The following is a 20,762-nucleotide window of genomic DNA, read 5'->3' as shown; positions in this document are numbered from 1 at the left end:
GGACAACCCCGCCGGAGCGCGGCGGGCGGGGCTATCCACATCGGCCTCCGGGCGCCTATCGTTCGGCACACCACCGCCGCCGATCAATGGCTCAGCTGGGTAGAGACAGGCGCCCCGGCACCCCCGGACCGGCGCTGCGAGCAGTCCCGAGGAGACCTCCTTGACCACTTTCCCCCCACCCGGCGCCAACGGCCGCCGGGCCACGTCCCGGCAGCGCCCGCCGACCTCCCGGCGCCGCCTGGCGATCGTCGCGGTGGCCGCGCTCACCGCCGGCGTACTGCCGGTGCTGACCGGCACTCCGGCGGCGACCGCCGCCCCGGACCGGCCGGCCAACCCGTGGACCCGGCTCGCCGACGGCTCACCCGCCGCCCGCGCCGCCGGCCCCACCGACGTCCGGGCCGACCGGTTCACCGGGTACGCCCTCGACCGTGCCGGCCTCGCCGCCGCCCTGGCCCGGGCACCCGGGGAGCGCAGCGGTGCCGCCCGGGTGGGTGCCGATGCCCTGGTGGTGGCCCTGCCCACCCCCGAGGGCGGCTTCCAGCGGTTCGCGCTGGTCGACTCGCCGGTGATGGCGCCCGGGCTGGCCGCCCGGCACCCCGAGATCCGGACGTACGCCGGCCGAGGGCTGGACGACCCGACCGCGACCGTCCGGGCCGACCTGACCCCGCTGGGCTTCCACGCCTCCGTCCGCTCCGCGCACGGCGTCTGGTACGTCGACCCGTACAGCCGGACCGACCAGGGCCGGTACGCCAGCTACCACGTGCGGGACGCCACGCACCCGGACGGGCCCTTCGTCGAGCGGGAGGACGTGGCACACACCGCCGACGCGCTCGCCGACGAGGTCGGCCCCGGCGCGACCGGCCGGACCGGTGCGGCCGGTGGGGACGTGACGCTGCGGACGTACCGGCTCGCCCTGGTCACCGACCCGTCCTACGCGACCTACTTCGGCGCGGCGAACGTCACCGCCGCCAAGGTGACCCTGGTCAACCGGGTGACGCAGGTCTACGAGGACGAAACCGCGATCCGGCTGGTGCTGGTCGAGGAGACCGAGAAGACCAACCTGAACACCCCGGCCGAGGCGATCGGCGCCGACGGTCCCTGCGGTGCCGCGCCCTGCTACACGGCGGCGCAGCTCACCTCCTGCGGCAGCGGCACGTTGAACCGCAACGTCCTCGCGCTCGGCCAGCTCGTCGGCGCGTCCAACTACGACGTCGGGCACATCGGGCTCGGCGTCAACGGTGGCGGCGTCGCCGGGCTGGGCGTGGTCGGCGGGGCGAGCAAGGCGCGCGGCTGCACCGGCCTGCCGACCCCGGTCGGCGACTTCTTCGCGGTCGACTACGTCTCGCACGAGATCGGCCACCAGTTCGGCGGCAACCACACCTTCAACGGCACCCAGTGGAACTGCTCCGGCGGCAACCGCAGCGCCGCCAACTCGTACGAGCCCGGCAGCGGGTCGTCGATCATGGCGTACGCCGGCATCTGCCAGCAGGACAACCTGCAACCGCACAGCGACCCGTACTGGTCGCAGCGGAGCTACACCGAGATCACCACCTTCGTCACGTCCTCCCGGCCGGCCGTCAACGAGGTGCAGAACGTCGCGCTGCGCGGCTTCGACACCGACGGCGACTCGTTCCGGCTCAGCTTCGGCGGCGCCGAGTCGGCGCCGATCGTCCGGGGCAGCACCTACAGCACGGCCGGGATCAGGGCCGCGATCGAGGCGATCCCCGGCTGGCCGACCGGCGCAGGCGTCTCGGTCGCGGCGTTCGGCGGCAGCGGGGCGCTGGACGACACCGGCTTCCAGGTCACCTTCTCCGGCGGGCCGGTGGCGGCCACCAACGTGGACGCGCTCGGCGTCACCGGCACCACCGGCACGGACGGGTTCGTCGGCGAGACGGTCAAGGGCGGCCCGATCGACAACGGCGGCGCCCTGGTCGAGCAGACCGGCAACTCCGCCCCGACGGTCAGCGCGCCGGAGGCGTACACCGTCCCGGTCCGCACGCCGTTCGCGCTGACCGGCAGCGCCACCGACCCGGACGGCGACACGGTGACGTACCTCTGGGAGCAGAACGACCGGGGCGGGGTCAGCGGCGGCAGCAGCGCCGGGACCGCACTGGTCAACAACACCAAGACCAACGGCCCGCTCTTCCGGCAGTTCGGCACGGCGGCGATCGTCGGCCCGGACGACACCCTGGAATACCACTCCCCCGGGCTGAACGCGGTCAGCACCGACCCGACGCGGGTCTTCCCGGACCTGGCGCAGATCCTGGCGAACAACACCAACGCGGCGACCGGCGCCTGCCCGCCCGCGCCGCCGGCGCCGCCGAGCGGCGGGGCGAGCAACGTGCCGCCGGAGCTCGTCGACTGCTACTCGGAGTTCCTGCCCACCGCCGACTGGGTCGGCTTCACCGGTGACCGGACCCTGCACTTCCGGCTCACCGTCCGGGACGGCCATCCGGGTGCGGGCGGGATCGCCAGCGCCGACACCGCACTGACCCTGGCCCCGGACGCCGGGCCGTTCCTGGTCACCTCGCAGGCGGACGGCGCGCCGCTGGCCGGCGGCTCGGCCGTGCCGGTCAGCTGGGACGTGGCCGGCACCGACGCCGCCCCGGTCGGGGTCGGCGAGGTGAAGATCTCGCTCTCCGTCGACGGCGGCCGGACCTTCGGGTACGTCCTCGCGGAGCGGACCGCCAACGACGGCGCCGAGACGGTGACGTTGCCGAACGTCGGCGCCAAGGCGGCCCGGATCAGGGTCGAGGCGGTCGGCAACGTCTTCTTCGACCTCAACGACGCCGACTTCGCGCTCCGGGCCACCCCGCAGGTGGCGCTGGACGGGCCGGGTGGGGTGGTGACGGTCGAGTACAGCGATCCGATCCTGCCCGAGGTGCGGGTCACCGCGACCGACCCGGACGGCGCACCGGCCGGGCTCACCGCGACCGCCACCGGGCTTCCGGCCGGCCTGCTGCTCGGCACCGCCAAGCTGCCGGCGGACCCGGACGCCGCCGGTGGCACCGCCACCTGGGGCATCATCGGCAACACCCGGGCGGCCCCCGGCGACTATCCGGTGGCGGTGACCGTCACCGACCAGCACGGCCTGACCGGGACGGTCTCGTTCGTGATCCGGGTGCTGCCGGAGGCTGCCGAGGTCGCCTACACCGGGGACACCCTGGTCTCCGGCGGTTCCTCCGGGGCGGCGGTGCTGCTCCGGGCCACCCTGCGGGAGGTCTCGCCGTATCCGGGGGCCGAGCCGTGGCCCGGTGACGTCTCGACCGCGACGGTGACCTTCACCGCCGGTGGCCGGACGCTCTGCACCGACGTGCCGGCCCCGATGGAGGGTGGCGGCTCCGCCTCGGTGGCGAGCTGCACGGCGACCCTGCCGGTCGGCGGCACCGAGCTGACGGTGACGCTCGGCGGCAACTACGCCGGCAGCACGACGGCACGGGTGGAGGTGGCCCGGCCCGGCACCCGGGTGGTGCTCGGCGGCGGCTCGCTGACCCCGGCCAGGTCGGCCGGGGCGTACCCGGTGGACCCGCGCTCGCGGGCCGACTTCAGTCTGCTGGTCGCGCAGACCCGGCTCGGCGGCACCGGCACGGCGACGATCTCGTTCCGCTCCGACGGTCGGCGGTACGAGATCCGGGGCGTCGGGCTCGACTCGTTCGGCGTACGGTCGGCCGGCGGCGCGGACCGGCTGGACCTGCGCACCCGGGCCGGTCTCTACGACGTCACCGACCCGCGCCGCCCGGTGACGGTGGCGACCGGGCTCACCCTGCGGATCACCGGCACCGACCGTGGCCTGCTCGGCGGTAGGGACAGCCTCGGGGTCACCCTGACCGGGGGCGACCGGCTGCTCCTCTCCTCCGACTGGACCGGCCTCACCACCCAGGAGCACAACCTGACCAGCGGAACGCTCGTCATCCTCTGACGGCACGCCCCACCAGACCCGCCCCGAGCTGTCATGACCACCCTGACAGCTCGGGGCGGTGTCGGTCGGGAAGGCCGAGCGCATGTCAGCGCTGACGGTCGATCCGGTAGCTCCGGACCCCAGACGGCTGCGGAAGCGACCGCCGCACTGGCCGCCGCCGATCCCGCCCCGCCGCTCCCCCTGCGCCGCCTCCAACCGCACCTGCGCACCCCGCCGCTCCCCCTGCGCCGCCTCCAACCGCACCTGCGCACCCCGCCGCTCGTCCGGCGGGTCGACCACGCCGAACACGCCGTGGTCGACGAGGAGATCTTGACGAGTTGTTGTCGTTCCAGGCGCAACAAGTCGACAAGATTGGGATAGGCGAACAGCGGGATGCGTGTGGGGCAGCGCGCGCAGCACACGGGCTACGTGGGCGCCGAGAGGTACGAGGGCCCGACGCCGAGGTCCAGATGGGCGGGAAGCCGGTCCCGGCGGGGGAAGTGAGACCGGCTCTCCGTTGGCGGGGTTCCACCCGGGCGGCCGGCGGTCACCGAGCGGTCCTGCTGCTGCCACTCTCGGTGCCCCCACAACTCGCCTGCAAGCGTTTAAGCTGGCACATCCCACACCAGTTGATCCTTTCTCACATTCCACTGGAAAGGGTCGCAGCGCCGGCCACATTGTTGCTTCCAATTCGAGACAGGAGGGCTCGACGATGACGTACGCCGGATCGTCCATCCCGCGCCGGCAACTCGGCCGGTTTCTCCGACAGGCCCGGGAGGAGGCCGGGCTCTCGCTGGAGGCCGCCGGCGCCGACCTGGAGTGGTCGCGCTCCACGATGTACCGGATCGAGGGCGGCCAGGCCGCCGTCAAGGCGCGCGACGTCGAGGCGATGTGCCGGCTCTACGGCGCCTCGGGCGAGTGGACCGAGGCGCTGAAGAAGCTCGCCGCCGAGACCAAGGCGAAGGGCTGGTGGCACGCGTACGGGGACACCCTGCCCGCCTGGTTCGAGCTCTACGTCGGGATGGAGGCGGCGGCCTCCCGACTCCGACGCTGGGAGCCGGCCGCGATCCCCGGCCTGCTCCAGACCAGGGAGTACGCCGCGTTCCTGCTCCGCTCGCACCCGGACCTACCGCCCCGGGAGGTCGACCGGCTGGTCGAGGTGCGGATGGAGCGCCAGAAGATCCTGACCCGGCGGAACCCTCCGCCGCCGCGGCTGGACGTGATCGTGGACGAGGGCGTGCTGCGCCGCCCCTTTCCCGGGATGGTCGCGCAGCTCGGCCACCTGCGCCGGCAGGCCGCCGACGGCGTCGCGACGATCCGGATCGTGCCCCGGTCGGCGCCGCCGAACTACGCGCTGACCAACGGCGGCTTCGCCATCCTGGAGTTCCCGACCGCCGGCCTCCGCACGCCGGAGCCGGTCACCGTCTACAGCGAGTCGCTGACCGGGGCCCTCTATCTGGACAAGCCGAAGGAGGTGGCGACGTACGCTGTGGCATGGAAGGCGCTCGAGGGACTCTCGCTCGACCCGGAGCGGTCCATGGAGCTACTGGCGCAGATCGCCGAGGAGATGCAGCGATGAGCAACCTGACCGGAGCGGTGTGGCGGACCTCGACCCGCAGCAACGGGGCGGGCGGGGAGTGCGTGGCGGTGGCCGACAACCTTCCCGGGGTCGTCGGCGTCCGGGACAGCAGGGACCCGGAGGGCGGCACGCTGGCCTTCGCCCCCGACCGGTGGCGGGCGTTCGTCGCACACGCGAAGCAGGCCCCGACCGGCTGACCACCGACCTCCGACGGGTAACGCGACGGGCCTCCCCGCGTACTCGACACGGAGAGGCCCGTAACGCCGGCCGGGAGTGTCCGGTCAGGACTGGAGCTCCGCCAGGGCCGCCGTGAGCATGCCGTGCAGCGACTGCTCCGCGACCTCCTGGCGGAGCGCCGGGTAGTGCGGGTAGTAGCTCAGCATCTGGTTGGGGTTGGCCGGGTCGCGATAACCGGCGAACGCTCCCCAGCGCCACAGCGCGTACTCATGCCGGCCCGCCATCGGCCCACCGGCGTGTTCCGCGCACTGGAAATAGCCGGGGATGTAGAGCTCGGGGTAGACCTGCCACACCTCCTCCTCGTTCGGGATCGGGAGATAGAACCGGTCGAAGTACTCGTGGCAGAAGATCTGGAAGGTCGTCTTGATCTTGGTGAAGGCGGCGATCAGGTACTGCTCGAGCTGCGCGGTCTGGAGGTTGGCCTGCGCGCGCGCCGCCAGGGCCACCGGCCCCAGTGCGACGAGCAGGACGCCGAGGTCGCGCATTGCCCCGAAGTTGAAGTTCTGCCCGACCACGTCGTACCGGACGTTGATCGCCGTGACGCAGGCGGTCGCGTCCTGCGCGAACCGCTGCTTGAGGCTCAGCGGGAAGTCCTGACTCTCGACGAACTCCAGCATGGCGTGCTCGGTGCAGCCCCGGACCTCGGCGACGGTGAGCGCGTCCATGTGGTTCTTGATGGCCTGCTCGGATTCGCGGACCGCGCTGACCATCATGGTGACGGCCTGCTCAAGCGTCAGCCCGCCGCCGCGCGAGTCGCTGTAGAGCGAGTACGCGGCGTAGGCGAACTGCGCCACCTGGATGAGGGTGCCCGGGTCCACCGCCTGCGCCGGCCGTGGGGCGGCCGGCACCGCCGCCCCGGTCGCCGCCACGGTGGCGACCAGCCCCCGGGTCACCATCTTCCTCAGCCTGGTTCCCACCGTCAGACTCCCCCGTCGGTCATCCGCTGCAACTGGTCCGTGGCCAGTTCCCAACTCGTGCCGGCGCCGGCCGCGGCCTCCAGCGCCGGCTGGGTCCACGGCCCTTCCTTCCACTCGCCGAACTCCTGGCGGTCCTGGTAGACGCGGTTGCCGTGCGGGGTCGAGCAGGTCCAGACCACGTGATAGATCGACGGATGCCAGTCCATGTCTCCCTCGCTCGGCACACACCTCGGCCGCAGCCGGTCGACGATCGCCTGCATCGCCTCCCGGTAGTTCGGCATGTACGTGCTGGTGCCGATCCCCGCCGCGACCCGCGCCTCGAGCCCGACCGAGTAGAGCGAGTAGATGGCGAAGCCTAGGTGGTCTGCCTCGACCTCGGAGTCGACGGCGTCGAAGACACGCCTGGCCTGACGCGCGTGCAGGGCGACCTCCAGCGCATAGTCCTGCAACGTGTCCTCGGTGAGTACGGGCAGCGTGGGGACCTCCAGGATCGCGTGCTCGGCCGCACCGACCCACGGGGCCGAGGCGAGCGCGTCCAGATGCGCCATGATCGCGTCCTCGGCCTCGCCGACCACCGCGACGAACTCCTGCAACGCCTCGAAGAGCTGCTGCTCGGTAAGGTCGCCGTCGCGGGCCTGGAGGAACAGGCTGAAGGCCTTCACACCGATCTTCTTGATCGCGTCGACCCCGACGGTCGCCTGCGCCGGGGTGACCGCGGCGGGCACCGCCACCATCACCGCCAGCACCGCCGCGGTGATGCCACGCCACACGACGCCGCGCAACAATCTGGCTCTCACTTCGGGTCTCCTCCCTGTGGCCGCGACCGGGTCGAACCGGCCGATAGGGCTTCGGTTACGGAAGGAGACGTTGCCAAGCACGACTGGACATCGACTGGACACGACGAACATCGACTGGACGCGACGGCGAGAAACGACGGCGAGGAGCCCAGCAGGCGGCCGGGAGGGCATCCCGGGCGTACCAGAGGTTGGGCACCTGGCTCCGGCGCGGGCCCGCATCGGGTATGGTTCGCTGCGTGGCACGCTCGTATCGATGGTTTAGTCAGCCGGCCCCGGAGCCGGTGACTCGGCCATGACCTGACGTCACCAGATCCAGCAGAGCCGGCTCGAGCAGGGACATCGTCCCTGCTTTTTGTGTGAGCAGCCGGCTCGGCTCCCGGGCGCCGGCCCCGGGCGGCGGTCGGCAGAGAGGGAGCCTCGACGATGACCACCACCGGATTGGGTCGGGTCAGCGACCAGCGCATCGACCGGGTCGTGCCGCTGACCACCCCGGCCATGCTGCACCACGAACTTCCGCTCGGCGACGAGCTGGCCGGCGCCGTCCTGGACGGCCGACGATCCGTCGCCCGGGTCCTGGACCGGGAGGACGACCGGCTGCTCGTCGTGGTCGGGCCCTGCTCGGTCCATGATCCGGAGGCGGCCCTGGACTACGCGCGGCGGCTGCGGGAGGCGGCGGCCGAGCACGCCGACGACCTGCTGGTGGTGATGCGGGTCTACTTCGAGAAGCCCCGCTCCACCGTCGGCTGGAAGGGCCTGATCAACGACCCCGGGCTGGACGGCTCCGGCGACGTCAACGCCGGGCTGCGGGCCGCCCGCGCACTGCTGGTGGACGTCCTCCGGCTGGGGCTGCCGGTCGGCTGCGAGTTCCTGGACCCGATCACCCCGCAGTACATCGCCGACACCGTCGCCTGGGGCGCCATCGGGGCCCGGACGGTCGAGAGCCAGGTGCACCGGCAGCTCTCCTCCGGCCTCTCCATGCCGATCGGGATGAAGAACCGCCCGGACGGCAGCGTGGGCACGGCGGTGGACGCGATCCGGGCCGCCGGGGTGCCGCACGTCTTCCCCGGCATCGACATCTCCGGCGCTCCGGCGATCATGCACACCCGGGGCAACGCCGACTGCCACCTGGTGCTGCGCGGTGGGCGGGGCGAGCCGAACTACGGCGCCGAGTCGGTGGCGGCGTCGCTGGCGCTGCTCCGGGCGGCCGGGCTGCCCGAGCGGCTGGTGATCGACGCGAGCCACGACAACAGCGGCAAGGACCACCGCCGTCAGCCGGTGGTCGCCGCCGACGTGGCCCGGCAGATGGCCGACGGCCAGCGCGGGATCGTCGGGGTGATGTTGGAGTCGTTCCTGGTCCCCGGCCGGCAGGACCTGGACCCGACCCGGCCGCTGGAGTACGGGCAGTCGATCACCGACGCCTGCCTCGGCTGGGCGGAGACCGAGGACGTCCTCGCGGATCTGGCGGCGGCGGTCCGGGCCCGGCGGGCGGCGGCCCCGGCCGGCACCGCCCTCGGCTGAGCCTCGGGCGGGGCAACGCGTCAGGCGGGGCAACGCGTCAGGCGGGTGGGGGCGACCGGGTGTGACGGACCGGGTGTGACGTAGCAGTCAATTGGGCGGGCGGCCGCGACGCAACCGCGTGGTTCCGGGCTGCGTCTGGATCAATAGGGGTAAAAGACGCGCGTACGGTTGTGCTCGCGCCGGCCGCCCCGCCGCGACCTGTCCGCCAGACCCAGAGGTTTCCGCGATCATGCCCAAGCTCAGCCGCTTACCAGGCCGGGGCCCCGGCCGCCCGCACAGCCCGGGGCGGCAGCCCCGCCGACGCGGTCTGACCAAGGCCGGCACGCTGCTCACCTGTGCCGTGCTCGCCGGGGTGGTGGTCGCCGGGGCGGCCTTTCCGGCGGTGGCGATGTCCGGGCTGGCGGCGAAGGCGGGAGCCGACTCGTTCCAGGACCTGCCCACCGAGCTGACCGTGCCGCAGGTGCCGGAGGCGACCCAGGTCTACGCGGCGGACGGCAAGACGCTGATGGCGACGTTCTTCGACCAGAACCGCCAGGACGTCCCGCTCGCCGAGATCTCCCAGGCGATGCAGGACGCCATGATCGGCGCCGAGGACCACGCATTCCACCGGCACAGCGGGGTCGACATCAAGGGTTTCATCCGAGCGTTGATCTCGAACTTCACCGGCAACTCCCGGCAGGGCGCCTCGACCCTGACCATGCAGCTCGTCCGGATGTCGATCGTCTACGGGGCGACCGACCCGAACGACGTGGTGGCGGCGAGCGAGGACACCAACGCCCGGAAGCTGCGCGAGATGCGGCTGGCAGCGGCCCTGGAGAACAGGCTCAGCAAGGACGAGATCCTGGAGCGCTACCTGAACATGGCGCCGTTCGGCCACGGCACCTACGGGGTGGCCGCGGCGAGCCGGTTCTACTTCGGCAAGGAGCCGAAGGCGCTCACCGTGCCGGAGGCCGCGATGATCGCCGGCCTGGTCAAGTCGCCGGGCTACTACGACGCGCTGGACACCGAGGGGCCCGGCTACGACCGGACGGTGGAGCGGCGCAACTGGGTGATCGGGCAGATGCGGGAGATCGGCGCAATCACCGAGCAGGAAAAGGAGGCGGCGCTCGCCACCCCGCTGAAGGTCAGGGGGAAGGGGCCGACCAACGGCTGCACCAGCTCGGTGCATAACGACTGGGGCTTCTTCTGCGACTACTTCCGGCGGTGGTGGCTGGACCAGCCGGCCTTCGGCGACAGCGCGTACGACCGGGAGCGGCGGCTGATGAGCGGCGGCTACCGGATCGTCACCACGCTCGACCCGGCGGTGCAGAAGGCGGCGTACTCCAACGTGCAGCAGTACCTGCCGACCGGGAAGCGGGACGCCCTGATGGTCGCCGCCGTCGAACCGGGCACCGGCCGGGTACGCGCCCTGGCCACCAACCGGACCTTCGGGCTGGACGATCCCGCGAAGCCGAAGAACCCGATCTCCAGCAACCCGAGGCAGGCGGACGCCGGGATGCGTGCCACCTATCCGCGTACGACGAACCCGCTGCTCACCGGCGGCGGCGACATCACCGGCTACCAGGCCGGCTCGACGTTCAAGGCGTTCACCATGGTGGCGGCGCTGGAGCAGGGCTATCCGCTCAGCCACAGCTACAACGCCCCGCAGCGCTACCCGTCGAAATACTCGGCGGCGGCCGGCACCGAGTCCGCCTGCCCCGGCACCGAGCGGTGGTGCCCGAGCAACGACAACACGAGCATGGCCGGCAGGCACGACATGTGGAGCGCGTTCGGCCGGTCCGTGAACACCTACTTCGTGCCGCTGGAGGAGCGGGTCGGCGCGGCCGAGGTGGTCGACGCGGCCAAGCGGCTCGGCATCCGGTTCCGGGAGCCGGGCGAGGCGGCGATGGCCGACGACCCGGCGCAGGCCGACACCTGGGGCTCGTTCACCCTCGGCGTGTCGGCGACCACGCCGCTGGACCTGGCCAACGCGTACGCCACGCTGGCCGCCGACGGCCGGCACTGTGAGCCGATCCCGGTGCAGGAGATCAAGGACCAGGCCGGCAAACCCCTCGACATCGCCGAGCCGCGCTGCGACCAGGCGGTTCAACCGGAGGTGGCCCGGGCGGCCGTGGACGCGGCCCGATGCCCGGTCGGCGACCAGTCCGCGTACGGCAAGTGCCGTGGCGCGACCGAGTCGGACGTGCACCGCGTGGTGGGCCACCCGGTGGCGGGCAAGACCGGCACCACGGACAGCGACCGGACGGCGTCGCTCGTCGCCATGACCACGACGCTCTCGGTCGCCGGCATCATGGCGAACCCGGACTGGCCCGAGACGACCGCCGACATGGACCACGACATCGTCAACCCGGCGGTCTACGAGACCCTGGCCGACGCAATGAAGGGGAAGCCGGAGAAGGACTTTCCCAAGCCGGGTGAGGCCCTGGTCTTCGGAGACCAGCGTTCCGTGCCGTCGGTGAGCTGCCGGTCGGTCGACGACGCGACCGCGGTGCTGCGCGACGCCGGGTTCACGGTCGAGGTGGATTCACACCAGGTGGCCTCGAGCTGCCCCGCCGGCTCGGTCGCCGGCACCGACCCGTCCGACCGGACCGTCTCCGGTGGTGTGGTGATGCTCCGGATCAGCAACGGCCAGCCCTCGGCGGGCGGTCCCGGCAACGGACAGGATCCGCCCGACGGCGCAGCCGGGGCCGGTGCGGGCACGGCGGACCGGCCGGGGCGGCGCCGCTGACCCCGCTGGCCGCCGACCCCGCTGGGCCGCTGACCCCGGCTGACGAGCCCACCCGCGCGAGCGGGACTCGGCGGCCGGAAAGCATTACGCCGCCCATGGCGCGGAGCCATGGGCGGCGTGGTCGTCGGTGTGCAGGTCGCCTCTCGGCGAGTGGCGCGACGCGGCTCCAGCCGGACGGTATTCCGCGAAGGCAATTTGGGTGAGGCCCGGGGACACTGGACACACCGACATACCTAGTCAACCGCAGGTCCCGGTCCGCTGTTCCGGCTTCCGCCGTGACGCACGTCACCTGACCGACTCGCATCCGGCGGCAGGGCTACGGGTGCGTTTGGCCGGTTCGGCGCTGGGTAGCTGATCTCCGTGACCCATCTACCGGCCCCGGACGGCGCGGCCAGCCCGGAACTCGACGCCCTGCTCGACGACCTCTACGCCGGTCAGGAGCGGGTCACCCAGTCGGAGATCCAGCGGCGGGCCGTCGCCGCGGACGTCCCCGCCGAGCTGTTGACCAGGATCACCGCCCTGCCCGAGGGCGAGTACGCCGCCGACGAGGTCGCCGACCTGCTGGGCGGTACGGCGGGCTGACCGACGGCGGCGCGGGCAGCCCGAGACGGCGAGGAGAGGCAGCTGATGAGTAGCAGAGACGACAAGCCCGGTCCGGCCCGTCTGGCCCCGCTCGGGCAGCCGCCCGACGAGACCGACCCGCAGGACGACCCGGACTTCACCACCGAACACGACAAGACGGCGGTGGCCGACGACATCATCACCGACACGGACACCGAACGGGAGCCGGAGTCTCCCCGGGGCTGGTCGGGCATGCAGCGCTGAGCGACCTCTGATCCGACCCGACCTCTGATCCGACGCGACCCCTGATCCGAGGCGCTGACGACGGTCGCAGACCCCGACCACGGGCGGGAGGCGGCGACTACGGGCGGGAGGCGGCCCGTTGCGCGACGGCGTAGCCCATCTGGAGGAAGTCGGAGGCGGCCACGGCGGTGAAGGCGGTCGCCACGAGCCGGGTCAGCCGGGGGGCGAGCACGAGGCCGCCGGTCATCCCGGTCGCCACCCAGACGGCCAGGCAGAACGGGCAACTGAGCAGCTCTCCGACGGCGTGCCGGGCCGAGCTGCCATCGTCGCGTACCTGCTCCATCACCTCGCCGCTGCCGATGGGCCGGTCGTAGCGGGTGAACGGGGCGCGCAGCGGGCTGGTCACGGCGTCCTTGGAGAGCATCCGGCTCAGCTTGTGGGTGGCGATCGAGAGCAGCACGACATCGCCGGCCGTGGGCCGCTCCGGCACCCGCCGCCCGGTGGTCTTCGCGGCCGTCGCCAGCGCCAGTGCCACCCCTGCATAGGTACCCATCGCCGCCAGGTAGCCGCCGAGCGGCCGGTGCTCGTCGGGCGCGTACGCCTTGCGCAGCCGCGCCACCCTGTCCCGTACGTTCATCCCTGTCCCCTCTTCCCCACCACCCGGTACGGCCGCTCCCCACGGGTAGGGCCGGCTCACCCCGCGGTGAGGTTGTCGTCGACCTCCCGGGCGAGGCTCGCCAGCGACTGGTCGGCGATCGCACGCAGCTCCCGCGCCGACGACGGGTCGGACTCCGCCTCCAGTTCGAGTCGTACCGTGGCGCCGCCGGCCCCGGTCGACGACACCTGCAACCGGGCCGACCAGTCCGGCTCCCCGGCGCTGCGCCACCGGGCCCGCAGGTCGGCGGTTGCCAGCTCCGGCCCGGGTCCGCCGTTGTCCCGCAGTTGGGCAGGGAGCCAGGCGGCGACCCGATCGGGGTCGGTTGCGGTGTTGAACACCACCTCCGGCGGGGCGGACATGCCCCGCTCGACGCCGGCACTCACCATGCGCCGTCCCGGAGGCGGCCCGGGTCGACCTCGCGGCCCGGGTGCCGGGTCAGGTACTCGGTCTCCAGCTCGGCGGTGCGCCGCAGATGGTTGCCGAGTGCGGTGTCAGGAGCGTGCCGGAGAGTGTCGAGCCTGGTCCGGTGCAGGCTGTGCATCTCCCGGATCAGGTCCTCGTCGCTCAGCTCGACCGGGTCGACCCCGAGGTTCTCCTCCTCGGCGACGGCGAAGTCGCCGGCCGTACCGCCGCCACGGACCGGGTCACCGTCCCACTGGCCGATCCGCTGCTCGGGACTGGCGTCGACCGGCGCGCCGGCCGGGGAGAACTCGTCGTTACGTACTGATTCGGACATCGTCGCCCCCGATATCTCCGTTTGGGTTGACGACTAGACGGTTGCCCAAACCGGGTACCCGCAAACCCCTCCGCGCGGCGCGGACGACACTACGACGCCTCGTCGGAGATGGCACCGGCTGCCGGTACGCTCGGGGGCATGAGACGGCTGTGCACACCGGCGTGGATCGCGCGCCACGTGCTCACCGTCGCGCTGGTCGTGGCCTTTCTGGCGCTCGGCTGGTGGCAGACCAGCCGGGCGCTGTCGGGCAATGCGCTGAGCTGGGCATACGCCTTCGAGTGGCCGATCTTCGCCGGGTTCGTGATCTTCCTCTGGGTGCGCGAGGTCCGGTACACGCTGCGCGGTGGCCGGCCGACACATCCCGAGCCGGCCGCGCAGCCGGCCCGCACGGCCACCGAGGGGGTACGCCGACCGGTGCGCACGGCCCGTCCCCGGCCGGCCGTCGAGGGCCCGGACGACCCCGCGCTGGCCGAATACAACCACTACCTGGCGTGGCTGAACGCCAATCCGGGCGCTCGGCCCGTCGACTATCCCGGCCCGGGCCGGCAGTAGGAAGGATGGATCGTGGGCGCAGCCCTGACCCGCTACCGTGTGGTCGCATACGTCGTCGGCGTCGTCTTGATCGTGCTCGTGGTGCTGGGCATGCCGCTCAAGTACGCCTGGCACGACCCGGTGATCGTCGAGACGGTCGGCCCGGCGCACGGCTTCCTCTACATGGTCTACCTGGTGGCCACCTTCGACCTGGGCCGCCGGGCGCGCTGGTCGCTGGGGCGGATGGTGCTGGTCATGCTGGCCGGGACGGTGCCGTTCGTCTCGTTCTACGCCGAGCGGTTGGTCACCCGGCAGATGCGCGAGCCACAGCCGGCGGCCGGCTGAACGACATTGCCCGATCCGGGGCGGCTCGCCAACGCGCCACCCCGGATCGGTCATTCATGTGAATGTCTCGCAATATGCCGGCCAAACTCCGTGCTCACGGCGACCGACCAGAGCCGGACGTGAATGAATCACGTAGCCGGTCCGGCCTTCACCCGCGACGGAGACCGTGCAGAAATGCTCGCCAGGCGGCGGCACCGAACAGCAGCGAGTGGGCGGGATCGACCGAGTCACGGACGGCGGCGGCACCGCCCCTGACCTGAGCCACCTCGACACAATGCTGCGATTCGCATCGGGTGCCCTTCCGCCATACGAGCTCGGCGGAACCAGTCTGTGACATGCGCCCTCCTTGGCGGCCAATACTGTTGCGACAGATGCCGCGGCGGATGCCGCGACAACGGACAGAGGCTACCCGTCGCTCCCAATTTGGCACAGCCCGAGAAACCAGGATTATGATGTCGTCGACAATGGACACGACCGGTGATGAGCCGGTCGCGGCAAGCATCTGCGCTGGTGGAACCCGACCGGTCCGTGTAGCCTGCACAAAAGCCTGGCATTCCGGCAGGTGGCCGGTAGCCAGGTGGCACGTTTGAGGGATCAAAATCAGCCGAATTGATCCCCCACTCGGCCGCCGGGGCGCCGTGTGAAGGGAGCGTTCCCGATGACTACGGCCTACGGCCCGACCGTGGGGCGCCGCAAGCTCCGCTCCGCGATCCGGCGGGCCCGGGAAGCCGCCGGGTTCACGCAGGAGCAGGTGGCCGTCGCTATGGACTGGTCGCTCTCCAAGCTGATCCGGATCGAGGCCGGCTACGTCTCCATTTCCACCAATGACGTCAAGGCGCTGCTCGATTACTACCGGGTGCGGGATCCGAAACAGGTCGACGAACTCGTGCAACTTGCCCGGGTGTCCCGGAAACGGACCTGGTGGTCGCAGTATCGCGACGCGCTGCGACCCGCCTACTATTCGTACATAGGCTTGGAGGCGGAGTCCTCGGAGCTTTACTTCTATCAGTCCGTCGGCATGCCCGGCCTGCTCCAGACAGAGGCGTACGCGCAGGCGGTCCTCAGGTCGGCAATTCCCAGGCTGGACGATCCCGACGAGGCGCAGGCGTCGGTCGCGCTCCGTTTGCGCCGGCAACGGGAAGTGTTCGACCGGGCCGATCCGCCGGCAATCGTCGTGGTGTTCGACGAGGCGGCACTGCACCGGCAGACCGGCGGGCCGGCGGTCATTCGGGGACAACTTCTGCACCTGGTCGACCTTGCCGAATCCGGCCGGATCACCGTGCAGATACTGCCGTTCACCTCCACCATCTACACGCCGCTCGGCCAGTTCGTGATCGTGCGCTTCGCCGCGGCCGAGGATGCCGATGTCGTCTATCTGGAGAGCACCGGCCTCGAGGACGTCATCGACGATCCCGACGAGGTGACCGCCCACCTGCGCACCTTCACCGGGCTCCGGGCGGCGGCCCTGGATCCGGCAGACTCGCTGCGCCGGATCTCGGAGATCGCCGTCGCGCTGGCCGGATGACCGGACGCGTGCCGGGCCGGTCACCGGACCGGCCTGCTCCTCGAAGGCCGCACCCGGTACGGGTGAGGTACGGGAATCGGCGGCGCCAGCCGGATTCCTAGTCTCCCTGATGTCCGATCACAGGACGGACGAACCGAGGGAGAGAGTCGAATGCTCACGAAGACGCCCGGCCGGCGCCGCCGGTCACTTCCCGCGATACTGCTCGCCGTACCGGTGTTCCTGGCCACCAGCGTCGCCATGGCCGCGCCGGCCGCGGCCGCGCCGATCGGCAACCCGAGCCTGGAGATCCCGGTCGGCTGCCCGGGTGCCCGCGCGGTCATCCAGGTCGAGTGGGAGGGCACCCGCACCGCAAAGGTGCACTGGGAACTGACCGACACCAGCTCGGACGGAAAGTCGCCGTTGATCAAGATCGCCGCCAGGGACGACTCCGGTGACGGCCGGAGCTGGGTCTTCCGGAACGACGAGGTGGTGTTCGGGGTCGACGGCGGCTACGGCGCCTCCGCCAGCGGCGGCGGTCACTCCTGGGACCCGGCCGGGATCGCCCAGTTCAACCACCTGGAGGTGAAGGTCAGCAACGGTACGAGCGCGCAGGGCACCACGTGCTCGGTGACGAAGAAGACCTACAACTACACCCGGCTCGCCTACCAGTACGCCCTCAACCAGATCGACAAGCGTTACGTCCTGGGCGCCGAGGGTCCGGACGCGTACGACTGCTCGGGCCTGGTCAAGTTCGCCTACGAACGGGTGGTCAACTTCCCCGGCTGGGGCGGCGTCAGGTCGTCGGCGCAGCAGTACGCCTGGGCGCGTTCGGAGGCCGACAACAACAACGCCGACCTCACCAACCTGAAGAGCCGTGACGCCATCCGGGTCAGCCGCAGCCAGCTGAAGATCGGCGACCTGGTCTTCTACGACGGCCACGTCGGCCAGTACGCGGGCGGTGGGCAGTTGTACTCGGCCATGAGCCCGGCGGCGGGGATCGGTTACATGAGCGTCGACTTCAAGCCCCCACTGGGCTACTACCGGGTGGTCGGCGTCACCGGCTGATCGGGAGCCGGCGGGTTCGCCCCGATCGCCCTCGCCTCCGTCGCGAGCGTCCCGAATCCCAGGTCGTGGGCGACCCGCTCGGCCCGGCCGGCCTCGTGTCGCGCCGCATCCGGTTCACCCGCCAGCGCCAGGGCACGGGCCAGGCCGACCCGTGCCCTGGTCTCCAGACAGCGGTACGAGTGCCGCCTCGCCATCGCAACCCCGTCCCGGAGGACGTCGAGCGCCTGCCCGATCTCGCCGTTCTCCCGGAGCGCGTTTCCGAGCGTGCCGGCGGTCATCGCCTGGGCCCGCCGGTCGTACGTCTTGACCGCGAGATCGTGTGCCTGCCGGGCCAGGCCCAACCCGGTGGCGAGATTCCGCCGGTCGATCTCCAGCCGACTCATCTCGTCCAGGGTGGAGAGTTCACCGCGCAGGTCGCCGCGCCGCCGGTACCCGCGCAGGACGCTGTCGAGCTGCTCGGCCGCGTCGAGGAGTTCACCACGCTGCCGGAGTACGCTCGCGAGGTTTCCCCGGTTGACAAGCGCGGAACGCTCGCGCCCCGTCGCCTTGTTGATCTCCAGCGCGGCGGTGAGGCTGGTCGCGGCGTCCTCGCAGCGGCCACGATCGAGCATGATCATGCCGATGCCGTTCAGGACCGCCGCGCGGATGTGCCCCAGGGGCTCGTGCGCGGTCAGGTCGAGAGTGCGACCGAACCACGTCTCGGCGTCGGCGAGCCGGCCGAACTCGTAGTACTGCCAGCCGACGTTGTGGGAGAGATAGGCCGCCGCCGCGTCCCAGCCGCACTCCTGCGCCAGCCGCAGGGCGGTGAGCGCGTCGTCGAGACCTTCGAGGTCGCGACCGACCATGCTCCGGGCCTGCCCCCTGGACATCAGCATCGCCGCCCGCGCCCGGCGGTCGGCCGAACGCTCCGCCGCCGACCAGCCGGCCTCGACGATCCGGCTCCAGCCGTCGACGTGCGGGTTGACCAGGAAGTAGCCGCGCAGCTGGTCGGCGATCCGCCAGGCGAAGTCGGCGAGCCCGTCGTCCCGGCCGGCCCGCTCGGCCAGCAGCACCAGCGCGGTCGCCTCGACGTCGAGCCAGGCCGCCGCCTGCTCCTCGTCGGGGAACTGGCTCTCCGGCCGGGGATGGCCGGCGAGCCGGACCATCTGCGGCAACGTCCGGTCCATCGCGGCGGTCACCCGCTCGGCATACCAGGCCAGCAGCCGTGCGAAGGCGGCGTGTCGGGTCCGGGCGCTCTCCGCCTCGACCAGCTTGCCGGCGTAGAGCCGGAGCAGGTCGTGGAACCGGAACCGGTGTGCCGAGTACTGCAGCAGCATGTTGGCGTCGAGCAGTTCGTCCAGGATCCGCTCGGCCGTGGCGTCGTCGGTGTCGAGCAGGGCGCCGGTGGCGGTCACTCCGAAGTCCTGCGCCGGGTGCAGCGCGCAGAGCCGGAACGCCCGCCGGGCCGGTTCGCGGAGACTGTCGTAGCTGAGCTGGAAGCTGGCCAGTACGCTCGTCGACCCGTCGTCGAGCTGGGCGAGGCGGCCACTCTCGTCACGCAGTCGCTGCACCAGGTCGCCGATCGCCCACGACGGACGGCTCGCCAGCCGCGCCGCCGCGATCCGCAACGCGAGCGGAAGGTGACCGCAGACGGTCGCCAGCTCCTGCGCGGACCGGGCATCGGCCGCGACCCGTTCGGCGCCGGCCGCCGCCGCGATCATGTCGAGCGACTCGGCCGCCGTCAGGGTGCCGAGCGACACCGAGGCCGCGACCTCCAGCCCGCGCAGCAGCCGCCGGCTCGTCACCAGGACGTCACTTCGGCCGGTACCCGGCAGCAGCGGTCGCACCTGCGCCGCGTCGCTCGCGTTGTCGAGCACGACGAGCATCCGGCGCCCGGCCAACTCGGTACGCAGCAGGGCCGAGTCCTCGACGAGGTCGCCGCCGATACGGTCGGCCGGCACGCCGAGTGCCCGCAGGAACCGGCCGAGGACCGCCGCCGGGGAGGCGGGCTCGGGCGAGGCGCCACCGAGATCGGCATAGAGCTGGCCGCCGGGATACCGTGGGCGCAGCCGCTGCCCGGCGGTGTGTGCCAGGGCCGTCTTCCCCGAACCGGCCGCACCGTGCACGAGGACGACCCGCGACGACGCCTGCCGCAGCTCGTGCCCCGTACGCGCGACGGCGGCGACGATGCGGGCGAGTTCCGGCTCCCGGCCGACGAATCCGGTCGGGGCGGCCGGCAGCTGCTGGACCACGTTACGGGCGGCCGTCTCGGGCACCCGCCAACGCTGCTGGAGCACGCCCGCCTGGGCGTCCCGCAGCAACTCCCCGGGATCGAGCCCGAGCTGTTCGCGCAGGTTGGCCCGAACGCGCCGGTACGCCGCCAGCGCCTCCGCCTGCCGCCCGCTTGCCGCCAGCGTGACGATCAGTGCGGTGTGCAGCGGCTCGTGGAACTCCAGCCGACCGGCCAGCTCACGCAGGCGTGGCAGTGGCCGCTCCGGCTCGCCGACGGTCCGGGCGACCTCGGCGAAGCGCCGCAGCAGGATGGCGTACTCCTCGGTGACCGAGGCGAGCAGCGGGTCGCCGGCCAGCTCGTCCAAGGCGCACCCGCCCCGCCACAGTTCCGCCGCCTGTGCGAGGAGCGTGAGCGCATACTCGGGCGACGCGTCGCCCGCCTGCGCGGCCAACTGCCGGAGTCGGGCCAGGTCGAGCTGTTCGGCGGTGGCGACGAGGCGGTAGCCCGACGGGGTCGCGACGATGAGGCGCTGGCCCGAGGGCTCGACCAGCCGGCGTAGTCGGGTGAGGTGCGTACGCAGCAGCTTCGTCGCGTCCTCCGACGAGTACCGGCCCTGCAGCAGTTCGCGGAGGGAGTCCCGGGAGACCGGTTCCGGGGCGCCGAGGGCGAGCTTCGCGAGCAGTACCCGTCGGGTGGCCGAGCCGATGGCGACGGGTTCGTTTCCGCGCCGAAGTTCGAGCGGCCCCAGCACCCGGATCTGTACGGGCGCACCGGGGTCGGCCACCCGGCCCGGCTCGTCCGCCCGCGTCGCCGCGGTGGCCGAGGTGTGCAGCGCTTCCCTGGCCCGGTCGTCGAGGCCGAGCGCCGCCGCGATCGCCGCCACCGAGGCATGTCTCGGCCTGGTGCTCCGCCCCTGTTCCAGGTCCCGGAGCGCGGCGATGCTGAGGCCGGCCCGGACCGCCAGCTCGCGCTGGGTCAGCCCGCTGTGCAGGCGGTACGTCCGGAGCAGCCTGCCCACCGTGGGCCGGCCGGACAGCGTGTTCGGGGCATCCGCCGAGGCCGCGCCGTCGCCCATGCGGCGATGTTAGGACATCGCTCCAGGCCCGACCATGTGCGCTCGGCGACGGCAGCGCTTCCCGCCCGCCCGCTCGCCCGGGGGCCGGGACCGCGGCGGCAGGTGAGTGCTGTGCGTACGCCGCTCGCAGCGTGGCGCGCGATCTGCATCGACAGACA

At 72.2% G+C, this 20,762-nt stretch carries 18 protein-coding genes; 11 read left to right on the top strand and 7 right to left on the bottom strand.

Going from position 1 to position 20,762, the window contains the following annotated elements:
- The first annotated feature begins 160 nt into the window (after positions 1-160).
- From ACN28C_RS11845 to ACN28C_RS11835, 3 genes are all read left to right on the top strand, one after another.
- Complete coding sequence (locus ACN28C_RS11845) at positions 161-3,919, top strand: M12 family metallo-peptidase (RefSeq protein ID WP_422773536.1); 3,759 nt, start codon at positions 161-163, stop codon at positions 3,917-3,919.
- A gap of 691 nt (positions 3,920-4,610) precedes the next feature.
- Positions 4,611-5,477, top strand: a complete 867-nt coding sequence (locus ACN28C_RS11840) for a helix-turn-helix domain-containing protein (protein WP_422773535.1) — start codon at positions 4,611-4,613, stop codon at positions 5,475-5,477.
- A complete protein-coding gene (locus ACN28C_RS11835; protein WP_422773534.1) occupies positions 5,474-5,674 on the top strand; it encodes a DUF397 domain-containing protein in 201 nt (66 codons plus the stop codon). Before ACN28C_RS11840 ends, ACN28C_RS11835 begins: the two co-directional genes overlap by 4 nt.
- An 84-nt stretch (positions 5,675-5,758) precedes the next feature.
- Here the strand turns inward: ACN28C_RS11835 and ACN28C_RS11830 are convergent, their stop codons facing one another.
- Entirely contained in the window at positions 5,759-6,631 is an 873-nt protein-coding gene (locus ACN28C_RS11830) for a hypothetical protein (RefSeq protein ID WP_422773533.1), read from the bottom strand.
- Between the two features lie 2 nt (positions 6,632-6,633).
- Positions 6,634-7,428: a hypothetical protein gene (locus ACN28C_RS11825; protein ID WP_422773532.1), complete on the bottom strand. Its 795-nt coding sequence runs from the start codon at positions 7,426-7,428 to the stop codon at positions 6,634-6,636.
- Positions 7,429-7,851: 423 nt separating this feature from the next.
- Here ACN28C_RS11825 and ACN28C_RS11820 point away from each other — a divergent pair, with 423 nt between their 5' ends.
- The 4 genes from ACN28C_RS11820 to ACN28C_RS11805 all read left to right on the top strand — a co-directional run bounded on the left by ACN28C_RS11820 (position 7,852) and on the right by ACN28C_RS11805 (position 12,499).
- Complete coding sequence (locus tag ACN28C_RS11820; RefSeq protein ID WP_422773531.1) at positions 7,852-8,946, top strand: 3-deoxy-7-phosphoheptulonate synthase; 1,095 nt, start codon at positions 7,852-7,854, stop codon at positions 8,944-8,946.
- A gap of 229 nt (positions 8,947-9,175) precedes the next feature.
- Positions 9,176-11,674 carry a penicillin-binding protein gene (locus ACN28C_RS11815; RefSeq protein ID WP_422773530.1) on the top strand — a complete coding sequence of 833 codons (2,499 nt, stop codon included), beginning with the start codon at positions 9,176-9,178 and terminating at the stop codon, positions 11,672-11,674.
- Between the two features lie 360 nt (positions 11,675-12,034).
- Positions 12,035-12,256: a hypothetical protein gene (locus tag ACN28C_RS11810; protein ID WP_422773529.1), complete on the top strand. Its 222-nt coding sequence runs from the start codon at positions 12,035-12,037 to the stop codon at positions 12,254-12,256.
- A gap of 45 nt (positions 12,257-12,301) precedes the next feature.
- Positions 12,302-12,499, top strand: a complete 198-nt coding sequence (locus ACN28C_RS11805) for a hypothetical protein (protein WP_422773528.1) — start codon at positions 12,302-12,304, stop codon at positions 12,497-12,499.
- A gap of 97 nt (positions 12,500-12,596) precedes the next feature.
- On the opposite strand, the gene ACN28C_RS11800 is transcribed toward ACN28C_RS11805, so the two are convergent.
- The 3 genes from ACN28C_RS11800 to ACN28C_RS11790 are packed head-to-tail and all read right to left on the bottom strand — an operon-like array spanning position 12,597 to position 13,872.
- Positions 12,597-13,115, bottom strand: coding sequence for a DUF1360 domain-containing protein (locus tag ACN28C_RS11800; protein WP_422773527.1), 519 nt, complete (start codon positions 13,113-13,115; stop codon positions 12,597-12,599).
- A gap of 56 nt (positions 13,116-13,171) precedes the next feature.
- Entirely contained in the window at positions 13,172-13,522 is a 351-nt protein-coding gene (locus ACN28C_RS11795) for a hypothetical protein (protein WP_422773526.1), read from the bottom strand.
- The gene (locus ACN28C_RS11790; RefSeq protein ID WP_422773525.1) at positions 13,516-13,872 is read right to left on the bottom strand and encodes a DUF6158 family protein; all 357 of its coding nucleotides are present in this window, start codon (positions 13,870-13,872) and stop codon (positions 13,516-13,518) included. The genes ACN28C_RS11795 and ACN28C_RS11790 overlap by 7 nt, the downstream gene beginning before the upstream one ends.
- A 138-nt stretch (positions 13,873-14,010) precedes the next feature.
- On the opposite strand from ACN28C_RS11790, the gene ACN28C_RS11785 reads away from it, so the two are divergent.
- The gene (locus ACN28C_RS11785) at positions 14,011-14,424 is read left to right on the top strand and encodes a hypothetical protein (RefSeq protein WP_422773524.1); all 414 of its coding nucleotides are present in this window, start codon (positions 14,011-14,013) and stop codon (positions 14,422-14,424) included.
- Positions 14,425-14,436: 12 nt separating this feature from the next.
- Positions 14,437-14,748 carry a DUF3817 domain-containing protein gene (locus ACN28C_RS11780; protein ID WP_422773523.1) on the top strand — a complete coding sequence of 104 codons (312 nt, stop codon included), beginning with the start codon at positions 14,437-14,439 and terminating at the stop codon, positions 14,746-14,748.
- A gap of 148 nt (positions 14,749-14,896) precedes the next feature.
- Here the strand turns inward: ACN28C_RS11780 and ACN28C_RS11775 are convergent, their stop codons facing one another.
- Entirely contained in the window at positions 14,897-15,085 is a 189-nt protein-coding gene (locus tag ACN28C_RS11775) for a DUF397 domain-containing protein (RefSeq protein WP_422773522.1), read from the bottom strand.
- 321 nt (positions 15,086-15,406) lie between these two features.
- Between ACN28C_RS11775 and ACN28C_RS11770 the strand changes: the two genes are divergently transcribed.
- Together ACN28C_RS11770 and ACN28C_RS11765 are read left to right on the top strand one after the other, a co-directional pair.
- Positions 15,407-16,273 carry a helix-turn-helix domain-containing protein gene (locus tag ACN28C_RS11770; RefSeq protein WP_422773521.1) on the top strand — a complete coding sequence of 289 codons (867 nt, stop codon included), beginning with the start codon at positions 15,407-15,409 and terminating at the stop codon, positions 16,271-16,273.
- 150 nt (positions 16,274-16,423) lie between these two features.
- A complete protein-coding gene (locus ACN28C_RS11765; RefSeq protein ID WP_422773520.1) occupies positions 16,424-17,317 on the top strand; it encodes a C40 family peptidase in 894 nt (297 codons plus the stop codon).
- On the opposite strand, the gene ACN28C_RS11760 is transcribed toward ACN28C_RS11765, so the two are convergent.
- On the bottom strand, positions 17,290-20,604 hold the full coding sequence (locus ACN28C_RS11760) for a BTAD domain-containing putative transcriptional regulator (RefSeq protein ID WP_422773519.1): 3,315 nt from the start codon (positions 20,602-20,604) through the stop codon (positions 17,290-17,292). The genes ACN28C_RS11765 and ACN28C_RS11760 overlap by 28 nt on opposite strands.
- Positions 20,605-20,762: the final 158 nt, after the last annotated feature.

The sequence above is a fragment of the Plantactinospora sp. WMMC1484 genome, from assembly GCF_049315195.1.
In the GTDB taxonomy this organism is placed as follows: Bacteria; Actinomycetota; Actinomycetes; order Mycobacteriales; family Micromonosporaceae; genus Plantactinospora.
The sequence above is the reverse complement of the archived record's forward strand: the minus strand, read 5'-3'. Positions and strand labels throughout refer to the sequence as shown.

Coding starts and splice junctions, on each gene's coding strand:
- ACN28C_RS11840 (WP_422773535.1), top strand. CDS start 4,611: ATGACGTACGCCGGATCGTCCATCCCGCGCCGGCAACTCGGCCGGTTT.
- ACN28C_RS11835 (WP_422773534.1), top strand. CDS start 5,474: ATGAGCAACCTGACCGGAGCGGTGTGGCGGACCTCGACCCGCAGCAAC.
- ACN28C_RS11820 (WP_422773531.1), top strand. CDS start 7,852: ATGACCACCACCGGATTGGGTCGGGTCAGCGACCAGCGCATCGACCGG.
- ACN28C_RS11815 (WP_422773530.1), top strand. CDS start 9,176: ATGCCCAAGCTCAGCCGCTTACCAGGCCGGGGCCCCGGCCGCCCGCAC.
- ACN28C_RS11805 (WP_422773528.1), top strand. CDS start 12,302: ATGAGTAGCAGAGACGACAAGCCCGGTCCGGCCCGTCTGGCCCCGCTC.
- ACN28C_RS11800 (WP_422773527.1), bottom strand. CDS start 13,115: ATGAACGTACGGGACAGGGTGGCGCGGCTGCGCAAGGCGTACGCGCCC.
- ACN28C_RS11795 (WP_422773526.1), bottom strand. CDS start 13,522: ATGGTGAGTGCCGGCGTCGAGCGGGGCATGTCCGCCCCGCCGGAGGTG.
- ACN28C_RS11790 (WP_422773525.1), bottom strand. CDS start 13,872: ATGTCCGAATCAGTACGTAACGACGAGTTCTCCCCGGCCGGCGCGCCG.
- ACN28C_RS11785 (WP_422773524.1), top strand. CDS start 14,011: ATGAGACGGCTGTGCACACCGGCGTGGATCGCGCGCCACGTGCTCACC.
- ACN28C_RS11775 (WP_422773522.1), bottom strand. CDS start 15,085: ATGTCACAGACTGGTTCCGCCGAGCTCGTATGGCGGAAGGGCACCCGA.
- ACN28C_RS11770 (WP_422773521.1), top strand. CDS start 15,407: ATGACTACGGCCTACGGCCCGACCGTGGGGCGCCGCAAGCTCCGCTCC.
- ACN28C_RS11765 (WP_422773520.1), top strand. CDS start 16,424: ATGCTCACGAAGACGCCCGGCCGGCGCCGCCGGTCACTTCCCGCGATA.
- ACN28C_RS11760 (WP_422773519.1), bottom strand. CDS start 20,604: ATGGGCGACGGCGCGGCCTCGGCGGATGCCCCGAACACGCTGTCCGGC.